Annotated in this window: 18 protein-coding genes; 9 read left to right on the top strand and 9 right to left on the bottom strand. The window is 47.6% G+C overall.

Going from position 1 to position 14,027, the window contains the following annotated elements:
- The first annotated feature begins 4 nt into the window (after window positions 1-4).
- From C8R14_RS09445 to C8R14_RS09430, 4 genes are all read left to right on the top strand, one after another.
- On the top strand, window positions 5-193 hold the full coding sequence (locus C8R14_RS09445; RefSeq protein ID WP_041353918.1) for a hypothetical protein: 189 nt from the start codon (window positions 5-7) through the stop codon (window positions 191-193).
- Between the two features lie 236 nt (window positions 194-429).
- On the top strand, window positions 430-834 hold the full coding sequence (locus C8R14_RS09440; protein WP_011630691.1) for a LexA family protein: 405 nt from the start codon (window positions 430-432) through the stop codon (window positions 832-834).
- 46 nt (window positions 835-880) lie between these two features.
- Window positions 881-1,234, top strand: a complete 354-nt coding sequence (locus C8R14_RS09435; protein WP_041353921.1) for a hypothetical protein — start codon at window positions 881-883, stop codon at window positions 1,232-1,234.
- A 31-nt stretch (window positions 1,235-1,265) separates the two neighbouring features.
- On the top strand, window positions 1,266-2,561 hold the full coding sequence (locus C8R14_RS09430; RefSeq protein WP_011630689.1) for a Y-family DNA polymerase: 1,296 nt from the start codon (window positions 1,266-1,268) through the stop codon (window positions 2,559-2,561).
- 180 nt (window positions 2,562-2,741) lie between these two features.
- Here the strand turns inward: C8R14_RS09430 and C8R14_RS09425 are convergent, their stop codons facing one another.
- Window positions 2,742-3,176, bottom strand: a complete 435-nt coding sequence (locus C8R14_RS09425) for a hypothetical protein (RefSeq protein ID WP_011630688.1) — start codon at window positions 3,174-3,176, stop codon at window positions 2,742-2,744.
- Between the two features lie 195 nt (window positions 3,177-3,371).
- On the opposite strand from C8R14_RS09425, the gene C8R14_RS13370 reads away from it, so the two are divergent.
- Window positions 3,372-3,629 carry a hypothetical protein gene (locus C8R14_RS13370; RefSeq protein WP_146208368.1) on the top strand — a complete coding sequence of 86 codons (258 nt, stop codon included), beginning with the start codon at window positions 3,372-3,374 and terminating at the stop codon, window positions 3,627-3,629.
- Window positions 3,630-4,195: 566 nt separating this feature from the next.
- On the top strand, window positions 4,196-5,722 hold the full coding sequence (gapS1, locus tag C8R14_RS09420) for a GapS1 family protein (protein WP_166485037.1): 1,527 nt from the start codon (window positions 4,196-4,198) through the stop codon (window positions 5,720-5,722).
- A gap of 440 nt (window positions 5,723-6,162) precedes the next feature.
- On the opposite strand, the gene C8R14_RS09415 is transcribed toward gapS1, so the two are convergent.
- The 6 genes from C8R14_RS09415 to C8R14_RS14420 form a co-directional block, all read right to left on the bottom strand.
- Complete coding sequence (locus C8R14_RS09415) at window positions 6,163-6,468, bottom strand: hypothetical protein (protein WP_011630686.1); 306 nt, start codon at window positions 6,466-6,468, stop codon at window positions 6,163-6,165.
- A gap of 218 nt (window positions 6,469-6,686) precedes the next feature.
- On the bottom strand, window positions 6,687-8,045 hold the full coding sequence (locus C8R14_RS09410) for a hypothetical protein (RefSeq protein ID WP_011630685.1): 1,359 nt from the start codon (window positions 8,043-8,045) through the stop codon (window positions 6,687-6,689).
- Window positions 8,046-8,229: 184 nt separating this feature from the next.
- Window positions 8,230-8,547 (bottom strand): ParC family partition-associated protein, encoded by a 318-nt coding sequence (gene parC / locus C8R14_RS09405; RefSeq protein WP_242500257.1) that lies wholly within the window; start codon window positions 8,545-8,547, stop codon window positions 8,230-8,232.
- 273 nt (window positions 8,548-8,820) lie between these two features.
- On the bottom strand, window positions 8,821-9,135 hold the full coding sequence (locus C8R14_RS09400) for a HigA family addiction module antitoxin (RefSeq protein WP_041353920.1): 315 nt from the start codon (window positions 9,133-9,135) through the stop codon (window positions 8,821-8,823).
- Between the two features lie 10 nt (window positions 9,136-9,145).
- Window positions 9,146-9,490 carry a type II toxin-antitoxin system RelE/ParE family toxin gene (locus tag C8R14_RS09395; RefSeq protein ID WP_258333071.1) on the bottom strand — a complete coding sequence of 115 codons (345 nt, stop codon included), beginning with the start codon at window positions 9,488-9,490 and terminating at the stop codon, window positions 9,146-9,148.
- A gap of 51 nt (window positions 9,491-9,541) precedes the next feature.
- Entirely contained in the window at window positions 9,542-9,724 is a 183-nt protein-coding gene (locus C8R14_RS14420) for a DUF4158 domain-containing protein (RefSeq protein WP_373605813.1), read from the bottom strand.
- On the opposite strand from C8R14_RS14420, the gene C8R14_RS09390 reads away from it, so the two are divergent.
- A complete protein-coding gene (locus C8R14_RS09390; RefSeq protein WP_011630681.1) occupies window positions 9,664-10,722 on the top strand; it encodes an endonuclease in 1,059 nt (352 codons plus the stop codon). The two genes, C8R14_RS14420 and C8R14_RS09390, sit on opposite strands and share 61 nt — an antisense overlap.
- Before the next feature lie 179 nt (window positions 10,723-10,901).
- Here C8R14_RS09390 and C8R14_RS09385 read toward each other — a convergent pair whose 3' ends face one another.
- Together C8R14_RS09385 and C8R14_RS09380 are read right to left on the bottom strand one after the other, a co-directional pair.
- The gene (locus tag C8R14_RS09385) at window positions 10,902-11,540 is read right to left on the bottom strand and encodes an SOS response-associated peptidase (RefSeq protein WP_011630680.1); all 639 of its coding nucleotides are present in this window, start codon (window positions 11,538-11,540) and stop codon (window positions 10,902-10,904) included.
- Between the two features lie 84 nt (window positions 11,541-11,624).
- Window positions 11,625-12,239 (bottom strand): recombinase family protein, encoded by a 615-nt coding sequence (locus C8R14_RS09380; protein WP_011630679.1) that lies wholly within the window; start codon window positions 12,237-12,239, stop codon window positions 11,625-11,627.
- 570 nt (window positions 12,240-12,809) lie between these two features.
- Here C8R14_RS09380 and C8R14_RS09370 point away from each other — a divergent pair.
- Together C8R14_RS09370 and C8R14_RS09365 are read left to right on the top strand one after the other, a co-directional pair.
- Complete coding sequence (locus tag C8R14_RS09370; RefSeq protein ID WP_011630678.1) at window positions 12,810-13,469, top strand: Crp/Fnr family transcriptional regulator; 660 nt, start codon at window positions 12,810-12,812, stop codon at window positions 13,467-13,469.
- A gap of 106 nt (window positions 13,470-13,575) precedes the next feature.
- Window positions 13,576-13,935, top strand: coding sequence for an SPW repeat domain-containing protein (locus tag C8R14_RS09365; protein ID WP_011630677.1), 360 nt, complete (start codon window positions 13,576-13,578; stop codon window positions 13,933-13,935).
- Window positions 13,936-14,027 lie beyond the last annotated feature (92 nt).

The following is a 14,027-nucleotide window of genomic DNA, read 5'->3' as shown; positions in this document are numbered from 1 at the left end:
ACGCATGAACAGCAAAGCGGGCAGAGTTGTGCAAGGGCGCCAAGCGGACCCGCCTGGCTGGTGCGGCCCGCAACGCAGTGAGGACACGGGGCAGGCGGGGCTTTCCCTTGAACAAAATGGCCGTGTAGCTATGCGTCGGGAAAAGGCGGCTCCAAATGCAGATCGACCGGAATTGGCAAATGATATGGAGTAATGCGAACGGCTTTCACGACTTAAAACGCGAGACAGGAATTGAAAAAAATCAGTAGCTTATGAATGAATATGTATGCATCTGCGTATATATCCACAAAAACCATGAATATATCTGTGGATAACCTGCTTAACCTATTGGTGTTGCAGGAAGTGATAGGAGTGATTAATAATTGATCACCGCATTGAACTTTTTTAAGTGGCTCAAGAATCTTGTTAATCCCAGACCATAACCGCCCCGTGTCCGTTCAAATCGGCCAACCTATCTTTATCCCGCTTTATTCGGGTGTCCGAGCTGGATTTCCCAGCCCGGCAGATGATTTTCTGCTCAAGCGTATCGATCTGAGCGACGAGCTGATCCAGCATCCGGAAGCAACTTTCTTGATGCGGATTAAAGGTCATTCAATGGCAATGGCCGGGATCGATGACGGGGATATTGTCGTTGTTGATAGAGCCGTTAATCCGGAGCACGGAAAAATCGTGATTGCCTGCATCGATGGAGAATTTACGTGCAAGCGCTTGTATATGATGGATGGCATAACCAAGCTACAGGCAGCCAATCCAGACTATGAAGATATGGTTTTTAAAGATGGTCAAACCTTAGAAGTATGGGGGGTTGTGACTTCCTGTATCAAACAGTTCTGAATCATTTGTTTAATCCATTTTTTTGTTACAACTAACAGCGATCGACATGATTAAGGCATCTCGGCAGATTACCTATTATGGAATCAAGCCTCAACTACCAAAAGTTGCACCGATTTCACTGTTTGCACAAGATCAGAAAGACGAGCTGTTTCTTGGCCCTCACGTTCGTCTTTGCGGATTTTCCGGAATGGCACACATTGAATCGGCTACTCTGGCACACCAGTATGCAGAGGCATGTACTCCATCTTTACAAAGACGCTATGGCAATGAGACCAAGCTAGAGGTTGTCAGTTGGGAATCTGCAGAAGATAAGAAATTAGCAAGCAGGATACAGAAAGACTCAGAGATAATCCGCAAACGTCTCGTGGCTGGAAATTTCACACCTAACAAAGCCCCGTAGCCACGCCTTCAAGCATAAGGATACTTAGTTCATGAAGTTATTTGCCTTGATCGATGGCAACAATTTTTATTGTAGTTGTGAACGTGTGTTTCAACCACAATTACAGAATAAGCCACTTATCGTATTGTCAAATAACGATGGCTGTGCAATCGCCCGCAGCGAACAAGCAAAAGCGCTGGGGGTTAAAATGGGACATCCATGGTTCCAGGTTAAACACCTGGAGAAATCTGCCGGATTGATTTCACTTTCCGCCAATTTCGCACTGTACGGCGATATGAGCAATCGCATGATGAGCCTGGCATCCGAGCTGGGCGATTCCCAGGAAATCTATTCCATTGACGAGTGTTTCCTTGGCTTGCAAGGCATTCCAGATGTGACTCAACGTGCCAAAGATACGCGCGCCAAGATTCTGCAATGGATCGGTATTCCTACATGCATTGGAATAGGCGCGAGTAAAACCCTGGCCAAGCTTGCCAATCATATTGCCAAGGATGCAGAACGAAAGCCCGGCAGCTACCCTCCCCGTTTGGCGCAGGTTTGCAACCTGGTTGAACTCACTGAACGCCAGAGAATGTATCTTTTTGGTATCACTGATATTGGTGAAATCTGGGGAATAGGTAGGCGGATCGGCCAGCAGCTCAAGGACGCTGGTATTAAGACAGTAAAAGATTTCGTAGAGCTTGATCCTGGAACAGTTAGAAAACGATTCAGTGTAACGCTGGAACGTACCTGGCGCGAGTTACACGGCCAAAGCTGCATCGATCTGGAAGAAATCCCGGCACCAAAGAAAGAAATTGCTTACACCCGTACTTTTGGCCAGCCTGTACGAGATCTCGTATCACTTACCGAAGCGGTTACAGAATTCACCTCACGCGCGGCAGAAAAGCTGCGTAGACAACAAAGTTTTGCTTCGGCAATTCTGGTATTCATACATACCAGCAAACATCGCGCCGGCCCGCAATATGCTCGTTCAATCACTGTGCCATTGGTACGCCCTGCATCTGATACTAATAGCCTGTTATCGGCGGCTATACGCGGTCTAAGAACGATTTACAAGCCTGGGTATGATTTTATAAAGGCTGGTGTGATTCTTATGGATCTATCCACTACAACGGTTCAGCAGATCGAGCTGGATTTCGGCTCCTCGATGTCAAACAAAGCCGATCAGTTAATGCAGGCAATTGACCAGATTAATAGCCAGTTTGGAAGAGGGACAATCATTTACGGCAGCACAGGTACTGGCAAGAAAACATGGTCTATGAGCCAGCAGCGTAAAACGCCTTCCTATACTGCGAAAATCAGAGATATCCCGATTGCTGTGGGATAACATGCCAGAACAAAGCGGACTTGTTTTGACGCCCCAAGGGGCGAATTGGACGCCAAGAGGGGGGGCATAGCCCGCCCCTCAAGTGTCAATGAACACCTGGAAAGCGACCCCGGAAACAGCACCCTTCATAGAGGCAATCTATTAACATTTGAGGGGCAGCCGCTCGGGATGTTGACCATTTCAGCCCTCGGTCTTTGGCTGCTTTCTCGCCCTGGTCGCTGCTTTTGCCGCCACCTCGAACCGCTCCAGCATTTCCTTATAGGTCGCCGTCGCTCCGTTGAGCCGGGCCACTTCTTCACGCAACGCTGACGCCTGCTGCTTGGCTTCCAACAGCTCGGCCCTGCCCGCTTCCAACTCCCGCCCTATACCTTCCTGACATGCCACTGCTCCGGCCAGGTCTGCGTCCAGTTGCCGATTTTTTGCGACAACCTCGGCGGCGGCATCCCGCGCCTTTTCCAGCTCCGCAAGATACTTGTCTGATGTTTTCTGCTGTTCCTGGTACGCGACTCGCGCCTGGTCGGCATCCTGATGGGCGCGGTCAAGTTCGGCGCGTAGATCGCCAGCCCGGCATTCAACCTCATCGGCTTTCGTTTCCGCCCGCTCGGCCCTGGTCACGGCCTGGGCCAGCTTGATGTAGGATCGAAATAAAGTCGGTAACTTGGAAATAAAGTTGGTAACTTTTATCGGCTATTATGTAAATTTTTACTAAATTTATTTAAATAAAGTCCGTCATTATCTCCGGTGTTACCTACTTTATTTTAACCCTATATAGTAAGACCTGTTATAGGCCAATATTTTTGGATTAAAAATGTGAATAAATCTATTAACCAGCGCCTGCTCACACTTGTTTTGGCTGTATTTATAACTGGCTGTTCAAGCACAAAGGTTTGGAAAAAACCAGAAGCATCAACCTCGGATCTTCGCAAGGATAGTTACCAGTGCGAAAAAGATGCCCGTCAATCCGACTTTGGCCCGGGAATTGCAGGAGGATTATTACGCCAGGAATTCTACGACAGTTGTATGGAGTCTCATGGATGGACGCTTAAGGATGATAGCGAGTCATATTAGAATCATGTGGCCCACGAATATCCCCCTGAATATGGGTGAAACCAACAGTTGCTTCACCTGCCACTATCTCTAACAACCTGCATTTATAATTGGATCAACCTGCATTCAGTGAGATTTATAACCAGGAATAAGTGAAAATCAGAGCGCAGTTGTCAGTGCAACAAACGGCCGTTTGTTACAACCCATTGATGCCCCTGTTCTCAGCATGGAAGTATGTGGTGAACTGCTTCCACAAACTCGGTTCAAAAACTACATCCAATAAATGGCGCTACCGACGACTTCATGGATTAACGAACAGTCGCATTTATTGTTGGTTTGCGCAGATCGAATGCTGGTCGATGAAGATAAATGCGGGTTTATTTGCAGTTATTTTCGTTTTTAGGGGGCGGATAGATGCGGTACTCCTGGCTTAAAATCGCGCTGAATGCAGGTCGTTAAAACTATCTCTGCTTGGCCGCTGTGCACCTGTCATATATTAAATCAGGAGCGATACTATTCAAATGCCTCGACCTTCAAGCTCTATCGCTCTCAATACGCCTATTAGATTTACCCCGGATCCCTCTACATTGAGTTACGCGGATGTGGCCAAAGTCATCAAGCGTCGGCTACAACGCTACTCCCTGAGATCGATTATTTATATAGGAGTGAATCATCTGACTCAGCAGCACCAGAATAAAAAAGAATCTCTTGAAGCAATGCCGTGGTTGCCCGCACTTGTCATCAAATTAGCGATAGAAGACAAGATGATTCATTTGGATAAAGGAGATCCTTGTCCCACCGAAGAATTCTATGCTTGCTGTAACGCAATCTGGAAAGCGAAGCTAGGATCATATAAAAATGAGCAAGAAGTGCTACTGAGAGTGAGGGCAACAATGCATGCGCAATTAATATTCCAAAGTCCCGAGACTTTTGGATTTTTGCGTTGGGCTGCGTTGATTTCACGTCTTGACGCAACAAACCCCTGTCGAAGCCGATTTGAGAGCGTATTTTGCATGACACCCGATGATTTTATGTTAGCGGCAATTCTATTAATGTCGCAATTAAAAACAGCAGCTCCCCAACAGCCCTTAGACTTGCGCGTTTATTCAGCACTACCCGAGGAATTGACAAAGCCGCTGTACCAACTAGTTAAATTGTTTTCCAAGGATCTAAGTGAGCTGCGGGTTCTGCTTCAAGGAGAGCTTCATTCTCGAAGAGAAAAAGATAAATTTAATTGCAGGCCGGAGAGCGAACGATTCGAATTCCCATGGTTGGCTAAATATCCTCTCTTAAAATTAGATGAAACAAGGGTGCTTGCTTGGAATCCGACCATTTTTTATCACGGACTGGAAGAGTCCGTACATATTCGAATGTCTGAATTTAGCCAAGACTACACGGATAGCTTTAGCAAGGTATTCGAGGATTATGTAATTGAACTCATCAAAGAGTCTGGAACTCACCCTATCACTGACAAAGAATTTAAACGACTCGGTAATTCATCGATGTCGGCGGTGGATGCATTAATTCCAAGCGCCGGTGGTAACGTTTTTATCGAATCTAAAATGAGCCTCTTTCCAGACGATGTACTTCTCTCCGATCATCCCCAACTCGTTAAATCAAAACTTAAACGTATTCGAGAGGCAATTGTTCAAGGTTGGAAAGTGGGGACTTTGCTTCGAAGCAATGAAATTGATCTGAGTGAAGCAAAATCTGCAGATAACGATTACCTGATTGTCGTGACAAGTCGCCAATTGCTCTTTGGTAATGGCTTACAACTGAAACAATGGGTAGATGAGCAATTCTTTGATCAAATATTGCTAGATTCTAAATTTATGTCGCCCAGCAAAGAACAATTATCGAGAATGCCCCCACAGAACATCACGATTATTTCAATAGAAGAGTTTGAACAACTGGTGGGTGCAGTAAAATCTGGAAATGTGACCTACTTGTCGTTTGTGAAGCAGTTAGCAAAGAATGCAATCAATCCAGCGACAGCTACGATGGTGGCAGAACAAGTGATTGAGAAGTATGTCGAGAAGTTCTATGTTTCTGAGATGCTCAATAGCGCCAAAGAGCGCGTACTAGCGCGAGCGGAAACAATGTTTAACAGCTGAGTCGAATAAAGTTGGGAACCAGTAAATAAAGATGATAACTATTTATAATAGTTACGAACTTTATTAAATAATTTTGGTAAAGAATTACTAAATAGCTGACAAAAGTTACCAACATTATTTTTCCTTGGGATTAAGGAAAGACATAATATTGCGGTTGTAAACCACAATTTGTTACCGACTTTATTAGTCGCCCACACTTGATAACGGCGGCCCCTCCCTCTTCTTTGCGTAAAACCTTACAAAACGGCCCGACACCACCGGCGTTCCAACCAGACGCAAAGACGAACGGCCACACGCCGCCTACAAGGCCCGTAGACGCATTTTCAAAGGGAAAGGTTAGGAGAACGTATTAGCACCGCCTCAAACGTGCAGCTTGAGCGGTTCTGTGGGGTCATATTTGGTGATGGCCAGCCGCCAGATTTTTAGCGGCTAAATTTTGATTAATTTGACTGGAACCGCTTCACCGCTGTCACGAAGTCCAAGCGCAGCAGGTGCATGGCCAGATCGACCGCACCGCCGCCGCCCTTCTCTGCCCTGGTGTCGTACCACTTCGGCCCGGTAGCCAACAGCTCGACACCACCACCGCCCAGGGACACATTCAGCCGGACAGTGGATTTATCCTTCACCGGCACAAAATCAGGGTCATGCTTCCAGTACAGCCCCAGGGCATCGAGCGCGGCCACCACCGGCATTACTCGCAGCTCTTCCAGCAATTCAGGCGGAAATAATTTTCTTGTTCTGGCCATACAAACACCTTCCAGGCTTCGCCATTAGTAATAGGGGAGGGACTTTGAACATCCTGAAAAACTCCGTGCCTTCGGCACTGCGCGGGGCATGGATAACTTGCAAGCAAGTTACCCACCCCCCTTGCGGCTACTCGCATTTTCACAATGCAGGGCTACGCAAAAGCAGGCCCTACGGGCCGGGCGTAGGCTTCGCCATTAGTAATACGGACGGACTTGTCTCAAACCAAAAAGCGGCCATTGCCCTTCTGTAATACGGATGGACTTGTCTCACTATTCGCAGGCATAGGCTTACCGGCGCGATACCAGCTTGCACGGCTCATACCAAGGGCTTCCCATGGCTTCTGGCGGCTCAAAGACTGGCTTTCGTAGGTTTCCCGGTCTACTGCTCCCGCTGCCCGCCTGACGGCCTCCTTGCGCGCTCTGTCGCGCTCCTTTGCCATGTCCCGGCTGATGATCGTGCGTAGCTGGGCCTGCTCGTCATCGGTGATCTGAAACAAGTTGATGAGGGTGTCATTCCTGGGCGTGTACAGCGGGGCGTACTCGCGGCCGCCAAAGCTGACTTTCTCGCCCGCCTCGTAGGCTTTTGCCTTGGAATACAACGTCATCAGCTCTTTACTGTTTTCTTGCCAGTTCGGGTCAAGCTCTTTAGTCAGAGCTTTTGCTTCGTAGTACATCAGCCTGCTGTTAGTCGCACCGGATAGCAGCAAGAAATTCAAGCGCCAAAATAGGTGCTGCATACGCTCACCTTCCTGGACACCTCCGCGCAGCTCGGCCAACGTGCGCAAATCCTCAAGCCGGTGCCAGGCTAATTGCCTTCCACTGAATCCGCGTAAGTTGTCCGTCTTGTCGCCTGGCAGCAGCTTGAGTTGTCGCCGAATGGCACGTTTCTCCCGCTCTTGTCGTTGCTGTTCAATCGTCCAGCGAGCTACCGGCAGCAGTATTTCAGCCATGTACTCAAAGTTATAGCGTACCGGCTGGCCGTTCAGCTCGTTCTGAACGTGGACAACTCGGCAGATTTCCCCGCTTTTCTCGTTAACGGTCTGTACAACACGCAGCACGCGACTGGCATCTTTCGCTTGGCGGTCGGCTCCAAGGTATGCCAATCGGTCGATAAGGTAACGCTGGCAAGCGTTCCACCTGGGTAATGCCTGTCGTGGCAACGTCCCTTCGAGAAGCCATTTGGCTTGTATGCCACGGCCTGAGAAAACCAATATTGAGGGGGGGGGGATGCCTTCTTGGGTGCAGTGGTACAGTACGGAATCTACTAACTGCTCCGGCGTTCGGCCAGAGGCCCACGGCTTGCGGTAGGTGTCCAAGTCGGCAAAAAGTAGGCCGACGCGGGCAAGGTTAACCACACGTCGGTTTGGCCGGATAAACTCGGCTTGCGTCATCCAGGTGTCACGGTTCTTGTCGATTAAACCCAACACCGTGGGCATATCGATCAGCCGGTGGGATGATTGGCGCTTATCGCCCTTGGCGTTAACCAAGATAGAAAAAAAACCTGCCTGTTCAGGGTCATGATACGCCCTGGCTTCTTCGTCCCGATCGAATAGGGAAAGTTGTTGATCTGCCGCCATGTAGCTCCTTCCAGCCATGCGCAAAAACGCAATGGACTTGTCAAAGAAGGAACAAGGCCGTAGAATAGTATTAGCAAATTACGTCGTGTATTCTACGGCGGCCATACTCTAATTGTCGCCAAACAATTCAAGTATGTGTTCCTGAGTTTTGCAAAAGCCCCGATGCCACGGGGCTTTTGCTTTTCTAAATGTCTCCACTGGTGCCACCCGGTAAAGACAGCCTTTTTTGGTTCTTGGTGAGTGTTCGCGGCAGCCAGCCTATTGTGTCCACATAGAAGCCGGTGATACCGTGCTGAATCAGCACTGATGCCGCGCCATCAACTGAATAAAAGTAGCGCGGGCCACCGCGCCGCCGCCCTAAAACAAAATCCTTTCCGCCCACTTTCAGGGCGATAACCAAACCTTTGTCACCGGCTTGTATAATCGTATCTTGAACGCTGTTGGCCGCTAACAATTCTTTGAAACCCATAGGACCAACAATACTCATTGAATCTATGCTCATAATCATGCCTTACCTGCGCCGATAAAACAAGCCGCAATTAAACCTCGGATACCAAAGTGTGATAAGAGTGTATTATTATAGTATCTCTTTAATTGTTTTTGATTATTATTTAATCTCAATGGTCGAGCTGGCAAGTGCGCGAATGTGCCATAATATCTAATCATGCTTAAAATTCTCTGAGAGTTGATGGCATGATTGTCACGTGACCTTTCGTGTTTTCCTTCATGAGTCCGCGACAAGGGCCTGAATATCGCAAGTATTCAGGCCCACCTTCTATCCCTGCGTTAATTCGTGCTTCGTAAGCAGTGGCACAATTTTTAATAGTTCTGCGCCTTGAGCTGCGTTCCGTGCCTTTTCAAGGTCGTATTCGCACTGCAATGCCGTCCAAAAGCGGGCTGTACTGACGCCCGCCGCTTCCAGCCTGATGGCAAGGTCGTAGCTGATGGCGCTGCGCCCATTGACCACACGAGAAATCGACGCACGCGCCATGCCTAAGCAATCTGCTACCTCGCCCACGGTCAGATTAAGCGGCTTTAATACTTCTTCGCGCAAAATCATGCCAGGGTGGGGATGGTTCATCATGTCCATACCTTCGCTCCTATTTGTCGTGGTAATCCAGATAATCAACCAGGTCAGTATCGACGCCCACGAAAACAAAAATAACCCGCCAATTTTTGTTAACGGTAATTGACCAGTACCCGGCTAAATCGCCCTTGAGCGGGTGCAGTCGAAAACCAGGAAAGTCCAATTCAGCCGGAGCCTGTGCCACGTTCAGCGCCCGCAGGATGCGGCCTAATTTCGCTGCATGTTCGGCCTGTATACCTTTGGTCGAGCCGGTCTTAAAAAAAGTCTCTAGTCCCTTGTGCTTAAAGTTCCTAATCAAGCAGGTATCCTTTGCTCTCTGTTTAATTGATAATGTAACGTGACGCGCTTCGCGTTTCAAGTGTTATTTGCTGATCAGGCTAATTAATTAGGGGTAGACCCAACAGTCGTGTCACCAGCCGCCAGTTGGACAATTTGAATACCGGAAAACACATGTTTTCCGACACCAAGACAGTTTATCGCCGCGACGATTACTGATGAAGGCAAGATCGGTCTCATCCAGGTGAAAGTAGCGTGCCAACTGCAATGTACGAAGATATTTTTCTTTCCTTCTTTGGGTTCGTCCCAACAACATACAAAATATTTAGCAACAAATTACTAACTTCCGAGGCACTTCATTTGAGAAACAATCTGGTGATAAAGCTGCTGGTCAGTTTTGCCATTATCGGCGTTTATTTTTATTCTCCGGTCCATGCAGCGCCCCAGTCTTTTAGTGAGGCAAAAGTACAAGCACGTCGAGGTGTTTACCACGATCAGAATCAATCGGAACAGGGGACGCTATATTGTGGCTGTAAATGGAGATGGACAGGTAAATCAGGTGGTAGGGTTGATCTGGCATCCTGTGGGTATACACCGCGCAGAAATGCCTCCCGGGCTTCCCGTATTGAATGGGAGCATATTGTTCCCGCCTGGGTGATGGGCCATCAGCGTCAGTGCTGGCAACAGGGGGGCAGAAAGAATTGCACCGATAAGGATCCAGTCTTCCGGACAATGGAAGCAAATCTCCACAATCTTACTCCAGTGATAGGAGAGGTTAATGGGGATCGCAGTCACTTTCTGTATGGCATGGTTTCAAAAACGATGCCTAACCAGTATGGACAGTGCACAACGCGCACGGATTTCAAAGACAAGACAACCGAGCCTAGAGACGCAGTAAAAGGATTTGTGGCACGAACTACCTTTTATATGTACGACCGCTATGGACTATCCATGTCCAGAACCCAGCAACGTATTCTTATGGCGTGGGATCACAAATATCCGGTCACAGAATGGGAGCGAGAGCGTGATAATCGTATTGCCAGGCTTATGGGACATCATAATTCTTACGTTTCCCGGGAAAAAACATGGGTACTGGATCAGAAACCCTCTCGTGAAGGGCTACAAGGCAGTCAGCAATCAGCGATAAAGATAAATACCGGCAGGCAGATTATTGGCAACAAGAAAAGTAACGTTTATCACCTGCCAGACGGTTGCCCGAGTTATGACCGGGTATCCAAAAATAATCAGATTCCGTTTTCTTCGCAAAAAGAAGCTGAAGCAGCCGGGTATCGCCTGGCAGGAAACTGCCGTTGAAGTGAGGGGCTCCATTCTCTCAGGAGATAGCGCCTTTGCAGAAACCTGGATTCGGCTATCTCTTTATCCACTGAAATCTTGGATGGTTCTGTGAATAACCTCTTTAGTATGCTGTTATTAAAGATGAAAATAGCATGATCAATTGTTAATCAGAGCTGAAATTACCTCATTTGATTGAACTACGATGAAATTCCAAGCCTATCAGCCGGATATTGCCTCAGAAACACTTTAGCCTCGTGAACTGGCACTGACAGCCAGTCTTTGTATGATGCCTTTGGCAATATGACTACCATGCGCTTTTCTTCTCCTGGCTTATGGAATTGATTCATCAGAGCATGATCGTCAGCATTGATGGTCAACATAGTAAATGAATCAATTTTTTGTGATCCTTGCCCCCAGGTAGACCACAAACCAGCTATTCCCATTGGTTCACCATCATTTCTTGCAATTCGAGTCTGTACCGCTTTACCTGAGCGCCAATCAGGCTCATAAATGGCTTCTACAGGGATAATGCATCGATGACCATTGCGCCAAGCTTCTTTAAAGCTGGGTTTCTCTGAAACGGTTTCTGAACGGGCATTGAATGTCCTGCGCCCGAATGTTGTATCTTTTGCCCAATGAGGCAACAAACCAAATTGACCAGATAATGCTATCCACGCCGCTACCGCTTCATCTCCGGTATCCACTTCATCAGGCTTGATAATGAACGTGCTGCAATAAGTCGGCCATACATCAAAACAAATATCCAATGGTTGTTCGACACCAAAATATTGCAATAGGCGGTTTGCGTCTCTGATTGATTCATAATGGCTGCACATTGTTTTCACCCTTCTTAAGTGACTGAATCTAGTTAAGATCAGATCTTAAGAGGTCTACACCGATTTTACGACTAATTCACCGATCTATTGCCCGTCCAGCAATTTTTTCCCGTCCGGACGTAACTCTCCCTTGGGGGAAACGTGTCGGTACAGGGTTTGTCGTGTAATACCGAGTTCCTGGCACAGATCGCTGACCTTTGTTTCTGGCTGACCCATTGCAGCCATCGCCAGACGCAGCTTGGTAGTAGTCATCTTGAACGGACGGCCACCTTTCCTTCCGCGTGCCCGGGCTGAAGCCAGGCCCGCTTTGGTGCGTTCTGCAATCAGTTCCCGCTCAAATTCAGCCAAAGCCGCGAAAATGCCAAAAACCAGTTTTCCAGCAGCCGTCGTGGTATCGATGGCCGCACCTTGCCCGCTTAATACCTTCAGGCCAATGCCACGCGCGGTAAGATCGTGTACGGTATTGATCAGATGACGCAGATCCCGACCAAGCCTGTCCAGTTTCCATATCAGCAATGTGTCGCCACGCCGAAGCGCTTTCAGACAGTTTGCCAGACCAGGACGATCCTCACGTTTGCCAGAGGCCTGGTCTTCATAAAGATGGGACGGATCGACACCCGCCGCTATAAGAGCATCACGCTGTAAATCAGTTGCCTGAGATCCGTCTGCCTTTGATACTCGCATGTAGCCAATCTGCACTTTATCACCTGTCACATATACGTTCGATTATGTGACAGTATGAATCAGGAATTACTGATCGTCAAAAACTGTCACTTAACCCGTCATTCTGTCTAAGGCATGCAAAGGGTCAATCGGGCTCGTAATGTGACAAAAATTCTGGGGGAATGCCTTCCTTAGCGAGGGTGGTGCGTAACTGTTCCAGTGATGCCGGATCGTGCCGACCGTAGGAAGCTAACGCGAACAGAGAGTGCGCCGTCTCGGGGTTGTGCCGTGCTTCAATGATCGACTCATTGATAGCCTGAACTGCCGCGTCGTCCGCTTCATGCCATACTGTTTCCGACAGTGCCAGCGGCTCAATGATCTAGCGCATGCTCTCATGCCTGTTCTGGCAGAGTGGTCACGCCGTGCTCGGTAATCAGTGCGAAATCAGTCGCCATGCTTACCGTGCTTTGGTGCATACGAGTATTGAACATATACGAGTTTCGTGCATATGAGTACTGATATTATGCTGTCAAGAGCCATATGCACAACAGGCTTCATACCTCATCAATTGGTGCAGTCGTCTTCTGAAAAAGGATATGAAAAATTATGAACCCATTTCTCAGCTGTACCTGGGAAACATGGAAAAAAGAGTACCCTTCTATTCAACTGGCCAGCCTTCCTGACAAAGCTTTTCTTTATCGACAAGGTGATCGTTGCTCAAGTTTTTTCTGGATAAAAAATGGGATCGTCAAACTTTCCCATCTCACCAAACAGGGAAACGAATTAACGCTGACTCTCTTAAAAACCGGCGATATCATCGGTTACTTACAGGTAGGTGACTTCACTAACCAAATAATGGAAGAAAACGCACAGGCGCTTGGAAAGGTCGATTTTTATCGTCTTGAATACATTGACTTTAAAAAATTAATTACCTCACAAGCTAATTTATCATGGCAGATTCTTGAGTCGGTATATGCCCATAAACAGCAAATAGAACGCAAGTTGCGCGCTATTCTTACTCAATCGGTTGAACAACGGCTTATCGTAATGCTTCTGGAACTTGCCAAATTATTTGGAATACGGTGCATGCACGGGTATGCATTGGAAATTTCTCTTACTCAACAAGAACTGGCAGACTTGGTTGGCGCGAGTCGCCCTGTCATTAGTACTATCATGAACCAGTTCAGAAACCGGGGCATGCTTGACTATACCCGTGAACATATTTGTGTTAACGATACAGCACTGTCATTAATCGATCCCCGCTAGGCTTGGAACTACTCCTGAGTCAACAAATGTTTTCCAGCTAACAGACTCAGTTGATAACACCCTATAAAGTGCCGGTGTTATCAACTACTCAGCAAGGAGTCATCGAATGAAAATAATTTCGCCCCGTACCCATGGATATTTAGATTTTCTGACAGTGATTATATTTTTACTGGCGCCAGTACTGCTGAACCTAAGCCAAGTACCTGCCATACTTGCCTATGTATTGGCTTTCGTTCATCTTGCGGTTACATTGGCTTCCGGATTTCCTGTCAGCACCATCAAGATCATTCCCTTTATACTGCAAGGTTGGATCGAACGCATTGTTGGGCCTGTATTAGTTGCCGTTCCTTTTATCCTTGGTTTTGCTGAGGAACCTATTGCCCGAAATTTCTACGTTGTCATGGGAATTGTTATTATCGCAGTAGGGTTGCTGACAGACTATCAAGAGGAGAACCGCTCATACTAGGTGTAATAGCTCGCGTTTGAAACTGGCTCTGCTCGCATTTGACGCATTTTCTGGCTCACAATAACTGCAAATGAAAAGCTGTTCATGCTCAC

This window comes from Nitrosomonas eutropha (assembly GCF_003201195.1).
GTDB lineage: Bacteria > Pseudomonadota > Gammaproteobacteria > Burkholderiales > Nitrosomonadaceae > Nitrosomonas > Nitrosomonas eutropha.
Note: the sequence above shows the minus strand (reverse complement) of the source record. Positions and strands in the feature narration are given on the sequence as shown.

Coding starts and splice junctions, on each gene's coding strand:
- C8R14_RS09445 (WP_041353918.1), top strand. CDS start 5: ATGAACAGCAAAGCGGGCAGAGTTGTGCAAGGGCGCCAAGCGGACCCG.
- C8R14_RS09435 (WP_041353921.1), top strand. CDS start 881: ATGATTAAGGCATCTCGGCAGATTACCTATTATGGAATCAAGCCTCAA.
- C8R14_RS09370 (WP_011630678.1), top strand. CDS start 12,810: ATGAACCCATTTCTCAGCTGTACCTGGGAAACATGGAAAAAAGAGTAC.
- C8R14_RS09430 (WP_011630689.1), top strand. CDS start 1,266: ATGAAGTTATTTGCCTTGATCGATGGCAACAATTTTTATTGTAGTTGT.
- C8R14_RS14420 (WP_373605813.1), bottom strand. CDS start 9,724: ATGTTGTTGGGACGAACCCAAAGAAGGAAAGAAAAATATCTTCGTACA.
- C8R14_RS09385 (WP_011630680.1), bottom strand. CDS start 11,540: ATGTGCAGCCATTATGAATCAATCAGAGACGCAAACCGCCTATTGCAA.
- C8R14_RS09415 (WP_011630686.1), bottom strand. CDS start 6,468: ATGGCCAGAACAAGAAAATTATTTCCGCCTGAATTGCTGGAAGAGCTG.
- C8R14_RS09365 (WP_011630677.1), top strand. CDS start 13,576: ATGAAAATAATTTCGCCCCGTACCCATGGATATTTAGATTTTCTGACA.
- C8R14_RS09400 (WP_041353920.1), bottom strand. CDS start 9,135: ATGGACATGATGAACCATCCCCACCCTGGCATGATTTTGCGCGAAGAA.
- C8R14_RS09410 (WP_011630685.1), bottom strand. CDS start 8,045: ATGGCGGCAGATCAACAACTTTCCCTATTCGATCGGGACGAAGAAGCC.
- parC (WP_242500257.1), bottom strand. CDS start 8,547: ATGAGCATAGATTCAATGAGTATTGTTGGTCCTATGGGTTTCAAAGAA.